The following is a 19,200-nucleotide window of genomic DNA, read 5'->3' on the forward strand; positions in this document are numbered from 1 at the left end:
TACGTCCAGATGGAGCACAACGGAGCGGTGCGCGCCCGGGACGGTACCTACGGTGAGGAGCGAGCCGGTCACGCGGACACCCCGTACGGCTCCCCGCTCCCGCGACCCGCGCGGAACCGCTCGCGCCAGGTCCGACCGGGCTGTCTTCCGGCCTCTCCCCTGAAGGGCTCTGCCGTGCACATACCCATACCCTGGCGCCGCCGAGGCGCCGTGCTGTTCACCCTCGGCGCGGTCCTGTGCGGGCCCGCCGCACCGGCCACCGCCCTGTCCTCCGCGGCGGCCTCCCCTCCCCCGGCGGTCCCCGCCGCGTCCCCCTCGTCCCCCGCGGCCCGCGCCGAAGACGGCGGGGCGGCGGCGTCCGTCTCGCCGCTCGCCTGCCGGCTCGGCGAGAAGCTGACGGCGCTGCGGGGCGCGGACCTGGAGACCGCGTTCCTCGCGGGGATCGTCGCGCACGACGAAGTGGCCGTAGACATGGCCCGCCTGGAACTGGACCGCGGCACGGACAGCGCCCTGCGCGCCCGTGCCCAGACCCTGCTCACCGCGCACCAGCGCCAGGTGGAGCAGTTCACCGGCTGGCTGCGGCAGTGGTACGCGATGACACCGGCCCAGGCCCTGGCCAGGCTCTCCCCCGACGTCCGCACGACGCTGGCCGCGCTGGAGCAGGAGGTGCAGCGCCTGCTGTCCGGGCTGCGCGGCACCGGCAAGGGCACCGGCTTCGACCGGGCGTACGCCGACATGATGATCCCGCTCCACACCTCCGGCCTGATCCAGTTCCTGGAGCCGCAGGCCCGCGCCGTGCACGCCGAGCTGCGTTCGGCGGCTGCCACCGGCGCCACCGGCCAGGAGTCGGAGATCGCGGACTTCTCGGCCTGGCTGTCCGGGCACGGCGCGCACGCCGCGACCGTCCCCGGTACCGCCGCGTCCGCCCCGGTGACGCTGCCCAAGGGCGCGGCGGACACCGGAGAGGGCGCCGCCCCCGTGTCCCCCGGGCCCCTCGTCGCCGCCGGGTGCGCCCTGGCCGCCGCGGGCGCGGGCGTCGGCACGCTGCTGCTGCGCCGCCGGCGCCGCGCCGCGCGCGACTGACGGCGCCTCAGGTCCGCCGCCGCGCGCGGCACGGGACGGCGCGGGGCGGCATCCGCCGTCGCGGGACGGCACGGGTCACCGGGGGACGACCGGGCCTTCGCGGGACGGCACGGGCCGTCGCCCGGTCGGACGGTTCGGGCCGTCCGACCGGGCGGCGGCCCTTCTTCGACGGACCGCGCCCGAGCGCGTACGCGGACACGGGCACGGGCGCGGGCACGGGCGCGGGCGCGGACGGGAGCGCGGGCCGGTTCCGGCCGGAGCCCCCGCCCGGCCGGAACCCCGCCGTTGCCCGGCTCCGCCCGCCGCGAGCCCCGGCTGACCTGTTCGGACCGCACGAGCGGACAGGCGCCGCCCCGGCGGTTACGGTGAACCGAGAAGGCGCGCCCGCCGCGCCGAACGGTGGTGGATCCCGCCGTGGTCTCCGGCGCGCCGGAGACCGAACCGCCGTGAGGCCAATGGTTCCTGTCCCGTCCGTCCCGCGTGCGCCCGCACTCCGGAGGAAGACAGCACCATGGCCGACGCTCCCGCACAGACCGCGCCACCCGGGCCGCTCCGCGCCCGCCGGGTGCGGCCCGGCGGTGACCGGCCCCGCCGGTCGGGCCCGGCCCGCTCCCGGCCGCGGATCCCGCTCCTCCGGCGGCGGTCCGCCCGCTGCCCGCAGTTGTCCGCCCGCTCCCGGCGGCGGACCGCCCGGTGGTCCCGGCGGCCACCGGGCGGCGGCACCACCGCGGGACCGGGGATCCCGCCGACGCGGAGGACCCGTGCCATGCCCACACCCCGCGACATCGTCCGGAACCCGGCCCGCGCCCTGGCCGGTCTGCCCGGCCTGGCCGAGGGGGCGACGCTCGCCCTCGGCGGTCCGCCCCTGCCCGAGTCGCTGCTCGCCCGCCTCCTCGGGCCCGGTCCGCGCGGTCTGCACCTCCTGTGCGCCCGTGCCGCGCTGGACTCGCCCCGGGTCCGGCAGCTCCTGGCCGACGGGCGGTTCAGCGGCTGCACGGTCGCCGTCCCGTCCCCCGCCGCGGGCGGCACCGAGCCCACGGCGCCGGTGCCGGTCGAATGGCTCACCGTGCAGGAGATGACGGAGGGCCTGCGGGCGGGAGCGGCGGGCGTGGACGACTTCTACTCGCCCGGCGAGGTGCACACCGCCATCCGGACACCCAGCCCGGACCAGGCCCGGGACAAGCCCGCGCATCTGCGCCTGGGTCCGCTGCCCTTCGCGCACAAGGCGTCGCTGCGCTGCGACGTCGCCCTGCTCTACGCGGACGAGGCCGACCTCGCGGGCAATCTGACGGTGACCGGCCCCTTCGCCGAGCTGTCGGCGGCCATGGCGCACGCCGCCGCCTCCGCCACCGTCGCCGAGTGCGCCGTGGTGCGCACCGCCGGCTGCCTGAGCCGGGCCGCGACGACCGTCCCCGGACGGTACGTCACGGCCGTCGTGCCCACGAGCCGTCACCACCGCTTCCCCCGGCGCACCGACGGCCGGACACCGCCCCCGGGAGAGGTGCCGTGACCGCCGCGCCCGGCGGCGCCGCGCGCACGGCGGCCCTGGACGCGCTGTGCCTGGGCCTGCTGACCGCCGCCGTCCGCGACGAGCGGCTCGCCGGGTGGGAGGACCGCTGGGCGCCCGCGCCGGTGCGCGGCGGGCGCGCGGTCCGCGCGTGGCGGGCCGTCGGCGCGGCGGGCTCCGCCCCGGTGGCCTGGACCGTCGTCGCCGTCCGCTGCGCGCTGCCGCCGCACCGGCGCGGACCCGGGGGGCGACTGGCCCCGGCGGCGGTGCTCGCCGCCGCCGGGACCGGCCGACGGCTCCTGAGCCGGGCCGTGGACCGGCCGCGGCCCCCCGCCGAGGAGCGCCGCACCCGCGTCCACGGGGCGAGTTTCCCGTCCCGGCACACCATGACCGCCCTCGTCGCCTGGGCGCTGGCGCTGGAGGACCGCCGCGCGGCGACGGGGATCTGCTGCGCCGTCGCGGCGGCCCGGCTGGCGCTGCGCGCGCACCGGCCCGCCGACGTGCTGGGCGGCTGGCTGTTCGGCCGGACCTGCCTGGCCCTCGCGGACCTCGCCCGCCGCGCTCAGCGGGCGGACCGGGCCCGGCTCCGTACGCGCCGTCCGGGGCCGGGCGCCTGGGGGCCGCCGTGGCGGTGACCCTCTCGCCGTACCTGGTGCAGGCGCTCCAGCCGCTGACGGTGCTGGTCGCCGCTCCCGGGCTGTCCGGGTGGATCGCGAAGGTCGAGGCGCGGCTCCAGGGACGGCGCGGGCCGCGCGTGTCGCAGCCGTACCACGATCTGGTGAAGCTGTTCGGCAAGGAGTCGCTGGCGCCGTACGGGGCGAGCCGGTTCTTCCTGGCCGCCCCGGTCGTGGCGATGTGCTGCTATCTGACGGTGCCGCTGCTCATCCCGGTCCTGACCACGTTCGGGCTGCCGCTGGGCTACGCGGGCGACATCATCGGCGGCAGCTTCCTGCTGGCGCTGGCGAGCTTCTCGGTGGCCGTCGCGGCGGCCGAGAGCGGCAGCCCGTACGCCCAGCTGGGGGCGAGCCGGTCCAAGACGTTCGGGGCGATCACCGAGCCGGTGATGCTCTTCGTGGTGTTCACCGTCGCCATGATCACGGCGACCGACCTGCCGTACGCGCAGGCCGCCGCCGTGCGTTCCTCGGGCGACCAGGTGATCCGCCCGGCGCATCTGCTGGCCTCCGCGGCGCTGTTCCTGGTGATCCTCTACGAGACGGCCCGCATCCCGGTCGAGACGCACACCGGGACCAACGAGTTCGGGATGATCGAGGAGGCGCGCGCCTTCGAGCACTCGGGGCCCCACCTGGCGCTGCTGAAGTGGGGCTCGGCGATGAAGCAGCTGATCCTCTGCACCATCCTCCTCGATGTCTTCCTGGCGCCCTGGGGGCTGTCCTCCACCACCGGCGTGCTCTCGGTGGTCCTGGCGGTCGGCGCCCTGATCGGCAAGACGGCGCTGCTCGGCTGTGTGGTGGCCGTCATCGACAACAGCTTCGCCAAACTGCGCCTCTTCAAGATCAGTGAGTTCGTCGCGGCCGCGTTCCTGCTCGCCGTCCTCGCGGTGTTCACCCTCTATCTGGGAGGCGGCTGATGACTCCCCCGCTCGCCGCCGGCACCGCGCCCACCACCTTCGAGGGCGCCACCAACACCATCGCGGTGCTGCTCCTGCTGACCGAGTTCGCCATGCTGCGGGCCTCCCTGTCCCGCTCCCAGGTGCGTCTGTACGCGGTGCAGTCCTTTCTGGTGTCGGTGCTCGCGGTGATCGTGGCCGCCGCGCGCGACCTGCCCGAGCTGTACGCGCTGGCCGTGGTGTCGCTGCTGCTGAAGGTCGTCGCGGTGCCGTGGCTGATCGGCCGGCTGCTGCGCGACGCCCGGGTGGAGATCGCCGGGTCCGGCGCGATCGGGGTGGCCGCCGCCACCCTGCTGTCGCTCGCGCTCGCCGGGTTCGGGTTCTTCGCGGTCGGCTCGCTCGATCTGCGCAGCCGATTCCTGCCGCCCGCCGCGCTCGGTCTGTCGGTGTCCGTCGTGCTGGTCGCCTTCGTCCTGATGATCGTGCGGCGCGACGTCGTCTCGCAGGCGGTCGGCTTCTACTCGCTGGAGAACGGCGTCTCGCTCGCCTCGCTGGTGGTGGCCGCCGGGATGCCGCTCATCATCGAGGTGGCGTTCCTGTTCGACCTGCTGGTGGCCGTCGTGGTGTTCGGCGTGCTGATGCGCGTGCACCACCACCGCACCGCGTCCCTGTCCACCGAGTCCCTGACCTCGCTCCAGGGCTGAGGGGAGGCGAGGAGAGCCCGTGACCGCCGTACTGACCCTGCTGGCCCTGCTGCCGCTGCTCCCGGCGGCGGCCGCCCTGACGGCGCCCGTGCGCCTGACGCAGTGCCTGACCGTGGCCTCGGGCGCGGCCTGCTTCGTGCTCGCCTGCGCCCTCGTGCCCCGGGGCGGCCGGCCCGCCCTGCACACCGGCATCCTGCGCGCCGACGCCCTGTCGACCGTGTTCGTGCTGGCGACCGCGTTCGTCTACGCCTGCTGCGCCGCGCACAGCGTCGGCTATCTGCGGCACGACGAGCACAGCCGCGACTTCCCCCGCTACGCGCGCCGCTTCTACGTCGGCCTCAACCTGTTCGCCTGGTCGATGCTGTGCGCGCCGCTGGTCGACGGGCTGGCCCTGCTGTGGGTGGCCGTCGAGGTGACCACCGTCGTCTCGGCCCTGCTGGTGGCCGTGGAGAACACCGAGGGCGCCACCGAGGCGGCGTGGAAGTACGTGCTGCTCGCCTCGGCGGGGCTGGGCATCGCGCTGCTCGCCACGATCTTCATGTACTACGCGGGCTCCCGGGTGCTCGGGCAGACCTACGACCTGGGGTTCGCCCCGCTGCTGGAGGCGGCGCCGCGCCTGCCGCACACCGCGGTGCGGCTCTCGTTCGTGCTGGCCGTGCTGGGATTCGGGACCAAGGCGGGGCTGGTGCCGGTGCACACCTGGCTGCCCGACGCGCACGCCGAGGCGCCGAGCACCGTCTCCGCGATGCTCTCCGGCTCCCTGCTCGCCGTCAGCTTCTACGCCGTCCTGCGCTACCACCAGGTGGCCGCGGGCTCGCTCGGCCCGCACTTCCCGCGCACCGTCCTGCTGGTGTTCGGCATCGCCTCGCTGCTGCTGGCCGCCCTGTACGTCCTGGACCAGCACGACATCAAGCGCCTGCTCGCGTACTCCAGCGTCGAGCACATGGGGATCCTCACCGTCGGTGTCGGTTTCGGCGCGCCGATCGCGCTGGCCGGGGTGCTGCTGCACGTCCTGGCGCACGCGGCGGCGAAGGGCAACGCCTTCATGGGCGCGGGTGCGCTGGTGCGCGCGTACCGCACCAAGGAGATCCGCCGGCTGCGCGGCGCCGCCCGGGTGCTGCCCTGGTCGGGTCCGATGTTCCTGGCCACGGTCCTGGCGCTGTCCGCGCTGCCGCCGTCCGGGATCTTCCGCAGCGAGTTCCAGATCGTGGCGGGCGGCCTGGAGTCGGGGCACCACGGGGTGGCGGCGGTGCTCGTGGTCCTGGTGACACTGGCCTTCCTCGGCCTGGCGATCGCCGCCACCCAGGTCGTGCTCACCCCGGCCCCCGCGGACGGCGTGCCGGGAGCCGGGGAGCCGGGCGCGCGCAGTGTGTGGATGGTGGTGCCGGTGGCGGCGGGCCTGGTGGCGCTGGTGGTCCTGGGCGTGCATCCGCCCGACGCGCTGGCCGCGCTGCTGGCCCGGGGCGCGGCGGAACTGGGAGGCGCGTCATGAGCGCACCGGCACCGGCACCGCCACCGGCACCGGACAGCGGCGTGCGGCGGCTGAGCACCGCCGCCTGGGGCCGGGTGCTGCGGAGCACGGCGGCGGGCGAGGGGCGGCCCGGAGCACGGTTCGCGGGCCTGTTCGGCACCGGCGGGGCGGACGGCTCGGTACGGCTGCTCGCCGTGCTGTTCCCGCACACCGGTGCCGAGCCGCTGGTGCTGGAGACGGTCCTGCCGCCGGGGCGCCTGTCGTATCCGTCGCTGAGCCCGTGGCTCCCGGCCGCGTTCTGGTACGAGCGGGCCCTGCACGACCTGTTCGGCGTCGTCCCCGAGGGCCATCCGCGGCTCGACCCGCTGCTGCTGCCGCTCCAGGAACCCGGCCGGACTCCGCTGCCCGGGACCGCGCGCGCCCCGGGCCCGCTCGTGCCCGACGAGGCGGCGCTCCCGCGCGCGGTCATCGGACCGGGCGTGTTCACCATCCCGCACGGCCCGGTCCGCTCCGGTGTCGTGGAGTCCGTCGAGTACCTGGTGGAGACCCCGGGCGAGGACATCCCGCGGGTCCAGATCCGGGTGTTCCACAAGCACCGCGGCGTCTCCAAACGCTTCGAGGGCCGCACCGTCGAGGACGGCGTGGCGGCCGCCGAGCGCGTCGAGGGCGTCGCCTCGGTCGCGCACGCCCTCGCGTTCTGCCACGCCGTCGAGCGGTGCGCCGGTCTCACGGTCCCGTGGGCGGCCCGTCTGGTCCGGGTGCTCTACGCCGAGCTGGAGCGGGTCGCCAACCATCTCGACGTCATGGTCAAACTCACCGACGCCGCCGGACTCGCCGTCGCCACCGCCCGGTTCGCCCTGCACAAGGAACGCGTCCTGCGGCTGACCGGCCGGCTGTGCGGGAGCCGCTTCGGGCGGGGCGCGGTCGTGCCCGGCGGTGTCAGCGGTCTGCCGTGCCTGTCCCCGGCCGCTCTCGACGGCGCGCTCGCCGCACTGCGGGACGCCGTGCGGGCCGACTGGCGTGCCGCCCTGCACACCCCTTCCTTCCTCGACCGGCTGCGCGGCACCGGCCCGCTGCCGCCGGCCGTCGCCCGCGCGCACGGCGCGCTCGGACCGCTCGGCCGGGCCTCGGGAGCAGGCCCCGACGTCCGCTACGAACGCCCGTACGACGCCTATCCGTCCCTGGGGCTCGGCGCGCCGCCCGACTTCGCCGAGGGCGACGTCATGGCCCGCACCCTGGTCCGCGGGGCGGAGCTCACCCGGTCCTTCGAGCTGCTGCACCAGACCAGCGGCGAGCTGCGCGCCCTCGACTGCGACGCGGCCCTGCGCGTCCCGGTCCCGGACGCGCCGAGCGGGTTCGCGGTGGGCTCGGCCGAGGCGCCGCAGGGCGAGACGCTCTACCTGCTGCGGCTGCGGGAGGGCCGGATCAGCCGCTGTGTGCCGCGGTCGGCCTCCTTCCACAACCTCGTGCTGTTCCACGAGGTGTTCGCCGGGGACGTCCTGACCGACTTCCCGTTCATCGAGGCGAGCTTCGGTCTCTCGATCGCGGGGGTGGCGCTGTGACGCCCTGGTTCGTGCGCGGGCTGCGGGAGGGGGTCGTCACCACGCGCTACCCCCGCGGGACCGACCCGTACGAGCGGGACTTCCCCGCCGCCGTGACCGTGCGGCCCACCGCGCCCCGCGTCACCCGCGCCGAGCTGGGCGGGCTCTGTCCGACCGGCGCGCTGGACGCCGCGCCCGACGGCACGCCCCGGCTGGACCGGGGGCGCTGTGTGCTCTGCCGACGCTGTGTCCGGGACCGCCCCGACGTGTTCGCGCCGGCGTCCGGCGCCGCGACGGCCGCCGTCGCGCGAGCGGCGCTCGTGGTGCCCGGGGCCGTGGAGGACGAGGCGGCCGTCGCCGCCCTGCGGGCCCGGCTCGCGGCGCGGACCGCGCGCTTCCGCCGCTCCCTGCACATCCGGCACGTGGACGCCGGTTCCGACGGCAGCGACGAATGGGAGATCGCCGCCCTGGTCAATCCGGTCTACGACATCCACCGGCTGGGCATGTTCCTGACGGCCAGTCCGCGCCACGCCGACGTGCTGATCGTGACCGGGGCGGGCGCCCGGGGCATGGCCGCGCCGCTGCGGCGCACCTACGAGGCGACCGCGCGGCCCGTCGTGGTGATCGCCGCCGGCACCGACGCGTGCAGCGGCGGCATGTGGGCCGGGACCTACGCGACGCACTCGGGCATCGGCGGCCTGCTGGACGTCGACATCTGGGTGCCCGGATCGCCGCCGAGCCCGTTCTCGCTGCTCCAGGCGCTGCTGCTGGCCACCGGCCGGCTCGACGGCGCGGGCCGGAAGCCGCCGGACCGAAAGCCGCCGGTCGGCGAGACGGCGGACGGCGGGACGGCGGAGGGAGGCCGGGGTGAGTGAGCTGATCGCGGCCGGTCTGCTGCTGTTCGCCGCGGCCGCCCTCGTCGACGTCCTGCCGGGGCGGCGGGCACCGTACGCCGTGCCGTATCTGCTGGGCGCGGCGGGCAGCGGCTGCCTGGCCGCGGTGGGCGCCGTCGCTCTGGGCCGCCCGGGGCACGCCCCGCGCCTGGACCTCGGCGACACCCTCGGGTTCGGCGCGGCCGCCCTGCGCGTCGACGCCCTTTCGGGCCTGTTCTGGCTGCTGACCTTCGCCGTCGCCGTCGCCGCCGGTCTCACCGCGGCGGGCTGGGCGTCCGCGCGGCGGCCCGGCCGGGGGCCGGCCGCGTACCACGCCCTGGTGCTCGCCTCCGTGGCCGTGGTGGAGAGCGCGGACAACGTCTTCCTGTTCGTCATGGCCTGGGAGGGCATCACCCTCGGCTTCTATCTGCTGACCGCCGCCGGGCACCGCCGCATCGGTCCGGCCGTGGCGACGTTCGGCTTCGGCAAGGTGTCCGGTGCCGCGCTGCTGCTCGGTCTGCTGACCGGCACCGCCCGCACCGGAGACTTCTCCCTGGCCGGGCTCGCCGAACTGCCCGCGGGCGCCGCGCGTTCGGCCACCTGGGCGCTGCTCGTGCTGGCCTTCGCCGTGAAGACCGGGCTGGCTCCCGTGCAGGTGTGGCTGCCGCGCGGTTACGCCGCCACGCCCGCGGGACTGCGTCCGGTGCTGGCCGGTGTCGCCGTCAACGCGGGCTTCTACGGGCTGTGGCGCACCTTCGCGCTGCTGGGTCCGCCGCCCGCCTGGCTCGCCGTCACCCTGCTCCTGCTGGCCGCGCTGACCGCGTTCCTCGGCATCGCCCACGCGGCCGTGCAGGCCCGGCTGGAGCGGGTCATCGCCTGCTCCAGCATCGAGAACGCGGGCCTGATCTGCACCGGGTACGCCGTCGCGCTCGTCGGCGCGCTCACGGGCAGCGAGCGGCTCACCGCCGCCGGGCTGATCGCCGCCACGCTCCAGACGATCGCGCACGCGGTCGCCAAGACACTGCTCTTCGCCGGGGCCGCGGCCCTCGAAGCGGACGCCGGGACCGGCGACCTCGAACGGCTGCGCGGCACCGCGCGCCGGCTGCCGTGGGCGGCCGGCGGGCTCGCCGCCGGTGCCGTCACCCTCGCCGGGCTGCCGCCCACCGCGGGCTTCGTCTCGGAGTGGTTCCTGCTGGAGAGCCTGATGCAGCAGTTCCGGTACTCCGCCTTCCCCTACGGGCTCGCCCTCGCGGTGGCGGGCGCCCTGATCGCGCTGACCGCGGGTTTCGCCTCGGTCACCTTCGTCCGGATCGTCGGCATGGTCGTCCTCGGCCCCCGGGACGACCGTCCGGCCCGCCGCGCCCCGTGCCGGGCGGACCTGGGGGCCGCGGGGCGCGCGGGCGTCCTGCTGCTGGCCCTGGGCGGCCTGGCCGCCGCCCTGACCCCGCTTCAGCTGCGGGTGCTCGGCGCGGGTCTGGCACCGCTGGTGCCGCGGGAGGTCAGCGCGGGCGCGCTGGTGTCGCCCTGGGTCGTGCAGCCCGTCTTCGCCGGGTTCTCCAGCCTCTCCCCGAGCTGGCTGTGGGTGGTGATGCCGGTGCTGTGCGCGGGCGTCCTGGTGCTGCTGGTGGCGGCCTCGCGCGGCGGGGCCCTGCGGGTGCGGCGGGTCCCGGCGTGGCGTTCGGCGAGCGGCGGTGTGCACGGCGACGACCGGTACACCCCCTTCGGGTACGCCAACCCGACCCGGCGTGTCCTGGGCGCCGTGCTGCGCACCCGGACCCGCGCCGTCCCCGCCGGGGCCGCACCGCCGGGCAGCGGGGAACCACCGGAACCGGGACCGGCGCGACCGGAACCGGGACCGGAGGGTGCCGGGCCGGTGCGCACGGCGGCGACCGGAGGCACCCTCGACTACGCGTCCGACGTGGTGGAGGTCGTCGAGGTGTATCTGTACCAGCCGTTCTACCGTCCGCTGCGCGCGCTGGTGGCCGCGGCCAAACGCCTCCAGTGCGGCCGCCTGGACGCCTATCTGACCTACATGCTGATCGCCCTGGTCGGCGCCCTGGCGCTTGTGGCGGCCCTGTCATGAGCGGCCCGGCGGCGGCCGTGCCCGCGAGCCGTCCTGGTGAAGGAGGAGGCCGATGACCGCGTCACCGTTCCACAGGATCCTCGTCGGCTGGGACGCCTCGCCCGCCGCCCGCGCGGCGCTGGCGGCCGCGGTCGCCCTGGCCGGTGATCGGGGCGGCGTCCTGGTGCGCGCCGTGCTCGTACCGTCCGAGCACACCGAGACCGGCGGTGAGCGCACCCGCGACCTCGGCGCCCAGCGCGCCTGGGCGCAGGAGCGCTTCGACCGGGCGTGGCAGGCGCTGCCGCCCTTCGCCGGGCAGCTCCGCCTGGACTGGGGCACCGGCACGGACATCGCCGCCGACCTCCTCGCGAGCGCCGCCGAGCACGGATGCGACCTGATCGTCCTGGGCCGCCACGGCGCGGACAGCCATCTGCGGGCCCGGCCGCTGGGCGACGTGGTGCGGCGGGTGACCGAGCGGGCCGCCCTGCCCGTGCTCGTGGTCCCCGCCGCGGCGACCCCCGAGGACACCGGGTGAGAACGCCCCCGCACCAGGAACCCACGAGCAGTACGTCAACCGAACGGAGCAACCGCGCATGAGCAGGCACACCCGCCCCGGACTGAAGGTCACCGTCCTCGTGGGCGAGAACGACACCGTGCACCACAAGCCCCTGGCCACCGAGATCGTGCACCGCGCGCACAAGGCGGGCATCGCCGGGGCCAGCGTCTTCCGCGGTGTCGAGGGCTATGGCGCCCACTCCCGCATCCACACCCAACGCATCCTGTCCCTGAGCGAGGACCTGCCCATGGCGGTCGTCTTCGCCGACTCCCCGGAGAAGGTACGGGCGTTCTTGCCGGAGCTCGACGGGATCGTCTCCGAAGGGGCGGCCATCCTGGAGGAATGCGAACTGGTCCGCTTCACCCCGGACGACCGTCCCGGCGCGTAGGCACACCGACAGGACACGCAGGCACTTCGACAAGGACACCGCTCATGCCGATCCGCCGGCTGGTCCTCGATGTGGACATGGCCATCAGCGAGCCGAGCCTCACCCATCTGGCGCAGAAGATCGAGAACGTGCCGGGCGTCCAGGCCGTCAACATCTCCGTGACCGAGATCGACGTCGAGACCATCGGGACCGACGTCACCATCGAGGGCGACGACCTGGACCTGCCGGCCATCCAGCGGGCCATCGAGCACGCCGGTGCCGTCGTGCACAGCACCGACGAGGTGGTCGCGGGCGCCTACACACTCGACCGGACCCCCCGCAAGAGATGACCGTCTCCGTCATGAGGGCCGCCGAGACCGTCCGGCTCCCCCTCGTCCTCGGGATCACCGACGGCCTGCTCAACGCCCTCACCCTCGCCTCCGCCTCCCTCACCGGGTCCGGCACCCCGGTCAGCTGGAGCCTGGCGGTGCGGGTCGGCTGTGCCGCGCTGGTCACCTCCGCCTTCACCGTCATGGTGGCCGACTACGCCGAACGCCGGGCCCATCTCGCGCACATCACCCGGCAGCTCAGCCTCGGCCACGGCCGGAAGATGGCCACCACGCACCTGGGGCGGCTCGCCCTGCTGCGGTCCTGGCGGGCCGCGCTCGTCGCCTGTGCGGCCAGCTTCGCCGGGGCCGCGCTGCCGCTCGCGCTGGGCGCGGTCCTGCCCGGCCCGCCGTGGATCGTCGTGGCCCTCGCCGTCCTCGCCCTGTCCGTCCTCGGCGCCGCACTCGCCCGCCTCCTGACCGCCCGCCCCGTCCTGTGGGCGCTGGCCATGGCGGCGGGCGGCGTCGCGACCACCTGGGTCGGCATCCGGCTGCGCATCGCGTGACCGGCCGGGCCGCGCGCGGGGTCCGCCGGGCCGCGCGGAGGACTTGCGGACGGACCGGGGACGTACGCCACAATGGGAGGGCGTCGCCATGGCGATGGGGCTCGCCACAACCGCAGGACCTCCTGCTGATGGCCTCTACCGGTAACACCCGCACATCATCTGCGAGGAGATCGGCATGAGGATGCCCGACGATGTCCTGCTGCGCTGCTCCGCCGTCGTCTTCCGGGGCGAGTCGGTGCTGCTCGTCCACCGCACCGCGCGGGGCGCGGACGACTGGGTGCTGCCCGGCGGCACCCCCCGCGCGGGCGAGAGCATGGTGGCCTGCGCCCGCCGCGAGACCCGCGAGGAGACCGGCCTCGCGGTGGAACCGGCCCGGGTCGCGTTCGTCCTGGAGGCCGTCGATCCGGACACCGGGCGGCGGACCGTGGACCTGGTGTTCACCGCGGGCCGCGCGCCCGGCCAGACGCCCGCCTCCCGGGAGGAGGGCATGACGGCCGAGTTCGTGGCGTTCCCCCGGCTGCGCGATCTCGACATGAAGCCGCCGCTGGCGGGCCATCTGCCGGGTCTCTTCCACCGGGGCGGGCGCCGGTACGCGCCCTACCTGGGCAACCTGTGGCGCCCGCAGAACGGCACGCGGGTCACCCGCGCCCTGTCGGCGCTGCCCCTGCTCCCCCCGTTCCGCTCCCGGTGACGCCCGGACGGGGCTGAGCGCGCCATGGCCGCGGAGCGGCGGGGCCGTCCGGCGCCGACGGGACGCGCGGACCCGTCCCGCGTACGGCCGCTGCCCGGCGGGGCCGGACTGCGGGTGGTGGCCAACCCGGCCGCGACCGGCGCGGAGCGCGCCCTCGCCGAGCTGCGGAGCCTGCTGCCCCGGGCCCGCCCGGTCACCGTCCGCTCCCCTGACGGCCTGCCCGCCGCCCTGGAGGCGGCCGCCCGGTCGGCGGCCGAGGCGGGCGGGGCGCTGGGGGTGGTCGGCGGTGACGGCTCGGCCAACGCAGCGGCCCGCGCCGCGCTGCGCCACGGCCTCCCGCTCGCCGTCTTCCCCGGCGGCGCGCTCGACCACTTCGCCGGCGCGGCCGGGCTGCGTTCCGTCTCCGTGGCGGCCGCCGCCGTGCAGGAGGGCCGGGGAGCGGCCGTCGATGTGGCCCTGATCGGCACGCCGGGCCCCCACCGGCCGCCCCGGGTGTTCCTGAACACCTTCGCCCTGGGTGCCTACGCCGATCTGGTCCGCTTGCGGGAACTGGTCCGCCGCCGCTGCGGACGGCGGGCCGCCACGGCGCTGGCGCTGCCCCTGGCCAGCGGCACCGCCCGGCCCTTCACGCTGCGCCTGGACGGCACGCCACGCCGCCTCTGGCTCCTCTTCGCGGGAAACGGCGTGTACCGGCAGCACTCCCTGCACGCCCTGCCGACGCGCGAGCGGCTGTCGGACGGCCTGCTCGACGTGCGGCTGCTCGACGCGGACGCCGGGCAGCGGCACGGCCGGCTGGTGGCCCTGCTGGCCGAGGCGGTCGACGCACCGCACGCGCTCGTCCTTCCCAAACAGCACGTCGTGCCCCGGCTGTGGCTGGCCGGGCTGCGCGGTCTGACCTACGCCTACGACGGCGAGACGGCCACCGCTCCCGACACGCTGACCCTGACGGCGGCGCCCGCCGCCCTGCTGCTGTACCGCCCGGTGCCCGCGGAGTGACCGTGGGGCCGGGCGGCGCGGGCCCGGAGCGGGGCTATGCCCCGGTCGCCTCGTGCACCCCGACACCGATCAGCACGGCGGCGGCGACGGCGGGCGACCAGGCGCCGACGACCCTGGCGGCCACCCCGGTCCCCAGTCTGTTGCCGAGCCAGATCATCGCGTAGCCCCAGAACGTGACGGCCGCGGCGACGCCCCACAGCGGGACCGCCGCCGAGACCGTGGCCCCGAAGCCGTTGGCGACATTGGTGAACGACAGGCCGACGCCGAGCAGCAGGCCCTGGCGCGGGCCGGGGGGTGCGGACACCGGCGGCGCGGTGCGGTGGGCGCGGCGGGGCCGTACGTACATCTGGTACAGGTAGAGGAGCGCCACCGACACGAGCACCCCGCACGCGACCAGGCCGGCGACGGCCGGTGGCACCCGGCGGGAGACGAGGTCTCCGCCGTACGCGCCCAGCAGGACACTGCCGAGGCCGACCGTGTTGACGAGCGCGTTGATCCGGTGCGGGAACCTGATCCCGGCGACGCCGTAGGCGAGGCCCACTCCCCAGTTGTCGAAGTTGGCCGCCAGGCCGATCAGATCGGCCGTGACCGCGGTGCGCAGCCAGTCCATGGGCGTCCCGTTCCGCGCTCGTCGAGGTGTGCCGCGCCCACCGGAGCCGTCGGCCGCTCGCCGAAGACGCGCGCGTACAGATCGGCGCCGTGGGCGGTGGGTTCGGGCGGGCCCTCGACCAGCCGGTGGGTGCGGCGGCCGTCGGGGGTGCGCTCGGCGCGCAGGAACACGGTGCGGGGGCCGTCCGGGCGGTGTGTGTACAGGCCGTGGGACAGCTCGTAGAGGTGGGTGACGCACACCGCCTTCACCCCCGCCTCGGTCAGGGCGCCAAGGATCTGCCGGTTGATCTCCGCGCCCTCCCGCTCGTCGGTGGCGGCGAACGACTCGTTGAACAGGACGAGGCCGCGCGCGGTGAGGCGGTCGGCGATGCCGCTCATCCGTGCCAGCTCCTCGTCCAGTTTGCCGCTGACCAGGTCCGGGTCCTCCTCCCGCCGGAAGTGGGTGAACACCTGGTCGCGCGGGTCGGCGGCGAAGGAGACGGCGGCGGCGAACATGCCGCTCTGCGCCATGAGATGGGCCAGTCCCACGGCGCGCAGGAAGGTGGACTTGCCGCCCTCGTTGGCCCCCGTGACCACCAGCAGCCGGGCCCCGTCCGCGGCCACGTCGCTGCCGACGACGGGGCCGGGGCCGCGCAGCGCGAGGCACACGTCGTACAGGCCGCGGCAGGTGAGGACCGGTGTGCCCGGGGGCGCGGGATCGGGGCGGCACACCGGTGCGCCCCGGGCGGCGAGCGCCGCGCGCAGGTTGAGGCAGCCGGTGCAGAAGCCCAGTTCGCGGCGGAGCGCGGTGAAGAAGGCCAGGATGTGGTCGCAGGAGCGGGCCAGCGCGTCGGCGGCGAGGTCGAGGCCGCGCCCGCGCAGCTCGCCGAGCGCCCTGGCCCCGGCTTCGTCGCGTTCGGGCAGGTGGTACGTGTACGCCGGGGGTCCGGAGGAGGTGAACAGGTCGCGCCAGCCGCGCTTGTGCGGCGGTTCGCGCAGCACGTACCCCGCGCCCCGGCAGCCGCGGGTCGGCCGGGCGCTGACCAGGACACCGCCGCGGAAGCGCAGCCGCTCGGCGTGGCCGCGCAGCCGGGTGAGGCAGTCGTCGTCGAGTTCGGCGGCCAGCATGGCGAAGAACCGGCGGAACCCGGCGGAGCGGAACTCCCCGGCATGCGTGTCGGCCAGGTGCCGCAGCCGCTGGAGGAGTCCGAGGAACAGCGCGAGGACGTCCAGCGAGCGGGCGAGGGACGCCTCCGGGGAGCGTACGAAGCTGCCGAGGACGCGCTTCTCGCGGGCCAGGGCCTCGGTGGCCAGGGCGTACAGCTCGCGGACCGTCTCCGGCTGCCGCAGGCAGTCGGCCAGGACGTCCTGCCGGTAGCGGATCTCCTCGGGGTCGGTGAGCGGGGACATCATGACCCGGCGGGCGCATTCGTACAGGAAGGCGTCGCCGTCGGCCATCGCCGCGTACAGCGTCCCGAGGTCCAGGTCCCGCGTCAGGTCGTCCTCCTGCGGGCCGGGCGCGGTGTCCCAGGCCGGGTCGCGGTCGCGGTGCAGGAGCCGCGCCCTCACGGCCGGATCCTGGCGCGCAGGCGGTCGTGGGTGAGGCCGTGGCGTTCGGCGACGGCGACGGCGTGGGAGAGGCCGTCGGCGGGGCCGCGTGCGATGCGGAAGGTACGCACGGCCGGGTCGGCGGGGTCGACGGCGGCGACCATGCTCACGGTGGCCTCGCCCAGCCTGGACAGTTCGTCGACGAAGGTGACGCAGACGCCGATCAGGCCGCGGTCGATGAACTGCCGGAGGGTGCGGGTGCCGAGCAGCACGGCGTCGTCGAGCGTGGTGGAGGTGAACACCTCGTTGAGGACGACGACGCCGCCCGGTGCCGCCCGCTCCAGGACGGCGTGCACGCGGAGGAGGTCGTCGTACAGCTTTCCGCCCGGGTCGTCGAGGCGCTCGCCGTGCTCGAAGTGGGTGAACAGCCCGTCGCACAGCAGGAGCCGGGCCCGCCGCGCGGGGACCGGGCAGCCGAGCGCGGCCAGTCGGTGCAGCTGCCCGAACGCACGGGCGAACGTCGTCTTGCCGCCCTGGTTCGGCCCCGACACGACGAGGAACCGCTCCGGGCCGCTCAGCCGGAAGTCGTTGAGCACCACCCGGGTCCCCTCCCGGACGAGCTTGTCCGCGAGCACGAGGTCGAACACCCCCTCCGCGCCGAGCTCCCGGTCGCCCTTCGCGCCCGCCGCCACCTCGGGCAGGCAGAACGGCAGCCCGGCCCGCTCCAGCGGCGCGGTGAACGCCCGGTAGGCCAGATAGAACTGGATCTCGCGCTCGAAGGCCGTGATCCCCGGGTCGAGGAAGTCCGCGTGCCGCTCGCGGAACCGCTCCAGTTCCGCGAAGACGTCCGGGTACAGCAGGGCGACCCGGTCCAGGACGGCTTCCTCGACATGGTTCATCACCTCGTCCGAGCGGAAGCGGGACCGGTGGTCCTTCGTCTCCCCCTGCCGGAACCGCTCGAAGTCGGCGAGGACCTCGGCGCCGTAGTCCCCCTGCCCCTCGTAGGCGCTCACCCTGACCCGTCCGGGGGTGATGAGCAGGCAGTAGTGGACGTCGTCCAGCTGTTCCTGGAGGCGGCGCGCGTCGCGGGCGAGCGCGGTGAAGGCGGCGGAGGCGACATAGGAAGCGGCGTACGCGGCGATCGCCCGCAGGGCCGGGGAGCGCGGTGCGGCGCGGGCCAGGTCCCGCGCGAGCCCCGTGCACGCCGCGGTGTAGGCGTGGACCGCCTCCAGGGACCAGTCCGCCGCCTGGTAGCGGTGGCGCATCGCACCGGCGCGCCGGAGCCGGTCCCGCACCTCGCGCATCCGCTCGCCGAAGCCGTCGATCCGGTCGGCGAGAGCGGGCAGCTCCGCCAGGTCCCGGAAGACGGCCTGCCGGTGGCCGACCGTGCAAAGGTCCCCCGGCCGCGCCCGGAAGAACGGCGCGAGGCCGTAGGCGGGACGGCACAGTTCGAGCGCGTCGACGAGCTGGTCCAGGTTCAGGTCGCGGAAGCAGTCCGGCTCGGGCGGCGCCGTGCCGGGCCGGGCGGCGCCCTCGGGGAACAGCACGCTCGGTGTGCGCGGGGCTCCCGGGTCGGTCTGGTCGGGAGCGGCGCGGTCGGCGGCCATGGTCCTGCCTTCCTCCGGTGCGCGGGCGCACCCGGGACGGACGGCAGGAACCATCGGCCTGGTCGGCGGTTCGGCCTCCGGCGCACCGGGGGCCACGGCGGGATCCACCGCCGCTCGGCGCGCGGACCGCGCCGGGGACAACGTCTGCTTCCCACTGTTTCCCGCTGCGCGCGCGGCAAACCCTGCCGTCGGCGGTGCCCGCCGCGGGGGTTCGATCCTCACGGACCGTTCAAACCTGCCTACGGAACGCTATACATTCGGACGGGTGCCGAGAGGAGCGCGATGAAACGGGATCCACGGCAGCCTGGGGCGCCGCACACGGAGCACGAGCCGGACGCGGGGGCGGCCCGGCTGCGGCTGCTGGCCGAGGCGAGCCGGGCGCTGGCCTCGGGCCTGGACGCGGAGGAGGCGCTGCGCCGCCTGGCCCGGCTGGTCGTGCCGCATCTGGCGGACGCCTGTGTGGTCGACGTGGCCGAGGGCGAGCGGCTACGGCGGCTCGCCATCACGGACCGGGAGCCGGAGCGGTCGCTGCGGGTCCTGCCCGGTGGACTGCTGCCCGGTCCGGACGACTCGTCCGCCGCCCTGGCGAAGGTGCTGCGCGGCGCGGGGCCGGTCGTCGTCTCCGACTTCGGGCTGCCCGACCCCGCCGACCCGCTCCAGTCCGCCCAGTGGGCGCTGTACCGCATGCTGGATGCCGGGACCGCGCTGATCGTGCCCATGCTGGTGCGCCGCCAGGTGCTCGGCGCGCTGACGTTCGTGCGGCGTGCGCCGGGTGCCGTGTTCGACGAGCAGGAGCAGGCGCTGGCGGCGGATCTGGGGCACCGGGCGGGGCTGGCCCTTGACAACGCCCGGCTGTACGCGCTCCAGCAGTACACCGCCGAGCAGCTCCAGCTCTCGCTGCTGCCCGACCTGACCGGTCTGGCCCGCCTCCAGCTCGCCGCCCGCTACGTGGCCGCCCGCGAACGCGCCGAGGTCGGCGGGGACTGGTACGACGCCTTCCCGCTNCCCGACGGCTCGGCGGTGCTCGCCATCGGCGACGTCGTCGGCCACGACCTGGCCGCCGCCGTCCGCATGGGCCAGCTGCGCAACATGCTCCGCGCCCTCGCCTACGACAGCGGCGACGACCCCGCCGGAGTGATGAGCCGCCT

The 19,200-nt window shown here is 75.9% G+C and carries 19 protein-coding genes and 1 riboswitch; of the genes, 16 read left to right on the forward strand and 3 right to left on the reverse strand.

The genetic code is table 11. The annotated features are described in order from the left end of the window. The first annotated feature begins 174 nt into the window (after positions 1–174). The 15 genes from B086_RS40930 (at position 175) to B086_RS40940 (ending at position 14,309) form a co-directional block, all read left to right on the forward strand. Positions 175–1,083: a DUF305 domain-containing protein gene (locus tag B086_RS40930; RefSeq protein ID WP_158690431.1), complete on the forward strand. Its 909-nt coding sequence runs from the start codon at positions 175–177 to the stop codon at positions 1,081–1,083. A gap of 766 nt (positions 1,084–1,849) precedes the next feature. Next, positions 1,850–2,593, forward strand: a complete 744-nt coding sequence (locus tag B086_RS43775) for a CoA transferase (protein ID WP_018569616.1) — start codon at positions 1,850–1,852, stop codon at positions 2,591–2,593. Then, entirely contained in the window at positions 2,590–3,225 is a 636-nt protein-coding gene (locus B086_RS0127340) for a phosphatase PAP2 family protein (protein WP_018569617.1), read from the forward strand. The genes B086_RS43775 and B086_RS0127340 overlap by 4 nt, the downstream gene beginning before the upstream one ends. Then, positions 3,216–4,178: a respiratory chain complex I subunit 1 family protein gene (locus B086_RS0127345; RefSeq protein WP_018569618.1), complete on the forward strand. Its 963-nt coding sequence runs from the start codon at positions 3,216–3,218 to the stop codon at positions 4,176–4,178. Before B086_RS0127340 ends, B086_RS0127345 begins: the two co-directional genes overlap by 10 nt. Then, positions 4,178–4,861 (forward strand): hypothetical protein, encoded by a 684-nt coding sequence (locus tag B086_RS0127350; protein WP_018569619.1) that lies wholly within the window; start codon positions 4,178–4,180, stop codon positions 4,859–4,861. Before B086_RS0127345 ends, B086_RS0127350 begins: the two co-directional genes overlap by 1 nt. Positions 4,862–4,880: 19 nt before the next feature. After that, entirely contained in the window at positions 4,881–6,353 is a 1,473-nt protein-coding gene (locus tag B086_RS0127355) for a proton-conducting transporter membrane subunit (RefSeq protein WP_018569620.1), read from the forward strand. Next, the gene (locus tag B086_RS0127360; protein WP_063746827.1) at positions 6,350–7,894 is read left to right on the forward strand and encodes an NADH-quinone oxidoreductase subunit C; all 1,545 of its coding nucleotides are present in this window, start codon (positions 6,350–6,352) and stop codon (positions 7,892–7,894) included. The genes B086_RS0127355 and B086_RS0127360 overlap by 4 nt, the downstream gene beginning before the upstream one ends. Continuing rightward, a complete protein-coding gene (locus B086_RS0127365) occupies positions 7,891–8,748 on the forward strand; it encodes a hypothetical protein (protein WP_018569622.1) in 858 nt (285 codons plus the stop codon). Before B086_RS0127360 ends, B086_RS0127365 begins: the two co-directional genes overlap by 4 nt. Beyond that, positions 8,741–10,828, forward strand: a complete 2,088-nt coding sequence (locus B086_RS0127370; RefSeq protein ID WP_018569623.1) for a proton-conducting transporter membrane subunit — start codon at positions 8,741–8,743, stop codon at positions 10,826–10,828. Before B086_RS0127365 ends, B086_RS0127370 begins: the two co-directional genes overlap by 8 nt. A 52-nt stretch (positions 10,829–10,880) precedes the next feature. After that, positions 10,881–11,342 (forward strand): universal stress protein, encoded by a 462-nt coding sequence (locus B086_RS0127375; protein ID WP_018569624.1) that lies wholly within the window; start codon positions 10,881–10,883, stop codon positions 11,340–11,342. 58 nt (positions 11,343–11,400) lie between these two features. Continuing rightward, entirely contained in the window at positions 11,401–11,751 is a 351-nt protein-coding gene (locus tag B086_RS0127380) for a DUF190 domain-containing protein (protein ID WP_018569625.1), read from the forward strand. A 44-nt stretch (positions 11,752–11,795) separates the two neighbouring features. Beyond that, positions 11,796–12,080, forward strand: coding sequence for a DUF211 domain-containing protein (locus B086_RS0127385; RefSeq protein ID WP_018569626.1), 285 nt, complete (start codon positions 11,796–11,798; stop codon positions 12,078–12,080). Positions 12,081–12,091: 11 nt separating this feature from the next. Continuing rightward, the gene (locus B086_RS0127390) at positions 12,092–12,622 is read left to right on the forward strand and encodes a hypothetical protein (protein WP_026252825.1); all 531 of its coding nucleotides are present in this window, start codon (positions 12,092–12,094) and stop codon (positions 12,620–12,622) included. Between the two features lie 81 nt (positions 12,623–12,703). Beyond that, positions 12,704–12,767, forward strand: a riboswitch (Fluoride riboswitch). Between the two features lie 30 nt (positions 12,768–12,797). Beyond that, positions 12,798–13,313, forward strand: a complete 516-nt coding sequence (locus tag B086_RS42095) for an NUDIX hydrolase (protein ID WP_018569628.1) — start codon at positions 12,798–12,800, stop codon at positions 13,311–13,313. A 24-nt stretch (positions 13,314–13,337) separates the two neighbouring features. Then, positions 13,338–14,309, forward strand: a complete 972-nt coding sequence (locus B086_RS40940) for a diacylglycerol kinase family protein (RefSeq protein ID WP_018569629.1) — start codon at positions 13,338–13,340, stop codon at positions 14,307–14,309. A gap of 34 nt (positions 14,310–14,343) precedes the next feature. Here B086_RS40940 and B086_RS0127405 read toward each other — a convergent pair whose 3' ends face one another. Genes B086_RS0127405 through B086_RS40950 form a run of 3 tightly spaced genes read right to left on the reverse strand, consistent with a single transcriptional unit; the run spans position 14,344 to position 18,052 of the window. Next, positions 14,344–14,919, reverse strand: a complete 576-nt coding sequence (locus B086_RS0127405) for a manganese efflux pump MntP family protein (RefSeq protein WP_018569630.1) — start codon at positions 14,917–14,919, stop codon at positions 14,344–14,346. Next, positions 14,883–16,466: a MutS-related protein gene (locus B086_RS40945; RefSeq protein ID WP_018569631.1), complete on the reverse strand. Its 1,584-nt coding sequence runs from the start codon at positions 16,464–16,466 to the stop codon at positions 14,883–14,885. Before B086_RS40945 ends, B086_RS0127405 begins: the two co-directional genes overlap by 37 nt. Further along, a complete protein-coding gene (locus B086_RS40950) occupies positions 16,463–18,052 on the reverse strand; it encodes a MutS-related protein (protein ID WP_018569632.1) in 1,590 nt (529 codons plus the stop codon). Before B086_RS40950 ends, B086_RS40945 begins: the two co-directional genes overlap by 4 nt. A gap of 282 nt (positions 18,053–18,334) precedes the next feature. Between B086_RS40950 and B086_RS40955 the strand changes: the two genes are divergently transcribed. Next, the coding region (locus tag B086_RS40955) for a PP2C family protein-serine/threonine phosphatase (protein WP_018569633.1) at positions 18,335–19,200 on the forward strand (866 nt) is incomplete at its 3' end.

This window comes from Streptomyces sp. PsTaAH-124 (assembly GCF_000373685.1).
Taxonomy (GTDB): Bacteria; Actinomycetota; Actinomycetes; order Streptomycetales; family Streptomycetaceae; genus Streptomyces; species Streptomyces andamanensis.

Excerpts from the sequence above, each read along its gene's own strand:
- B086_RS43775 (WP_018569616.1), top strand. The coding sequence starts at position 1,850 with ATGCCCACACCCCGCGACATCGTCCGGAACCCGGCCCGCGCCCTGGCC.
- B086_RS0127350 (WP_018569619.1), top strand. The coding sequence starts at position 4,178 with ATGACTCCCCCGCTCGCCGCCGGCACCGCGCCCACCACCTTCGAGGGC.
- B086_RS0127360 (WP_063746827.1), top strand. The coding sequence starts at position 6,350 with ATGAGCGCACCGGCACCGGCACCGCCACCGGCACCGGACAGCGGCGTG.
- B086_RS0127375 (WP_018569624.1), top strand. The coding sequence starts at position 10,881 with ATGACCGCGTCACCGTTCCACAGGATCCTCGTCGGCTGGGACGCCTCG.
- B086_RS0127380 (WP_018569625.1), top strand. The coding sequence starts at position 11,401 with ATGAGCAGGCACACCCGCCCCGGACTGAAGGTCACCGTCCTCGTGGGC.
- B086_RS0127385 (WP_018569626.1), top strand. The coding sequence starts at position 11,796 with ATGCCGATCCGCCGGCTGGTCCTCGATGTGGACATGGCCATCAGCGAG.
- B086_RS0127390 (WP_026252825.1), top strand. The coding sequence starts at position 12,092 with ATGAGGGCCGCCGAGACCGTCCGGCTCCCCCTCGTCCTCGGGATCACC.
- B086_RS42095 (WP_018569628.1), top strand. The coding sequence starts at position 12,798 with ATGAGGATGCCCGACGATGTCCTGCTGCGCTGCTCCGCCGTCGTCTTC.
- B086_RS40940 (WP_018569629.1), top strand. The coding sequence starts at position 13,338 with ATGGCCGCGGAGCGGCGGGGCCGTCCGGCGCCGACGGGACGCGCGGAC.
- B086_RS0127405 (WP_018569630.1), bottom strand. The coding sequence starts at position 14,919 with ATGGACTGGCTGCGCACCGCGGTCACGGCCGATCTGATCGGCCTGGCG.
- B086_RS40950 (WP_018569632.1), bottom strand. The coding sequence starts at position 18,052 with ATGGCCGCCGACCGCGCCGCTCCCGACCAGACCGACCCGGGAGCCCCG.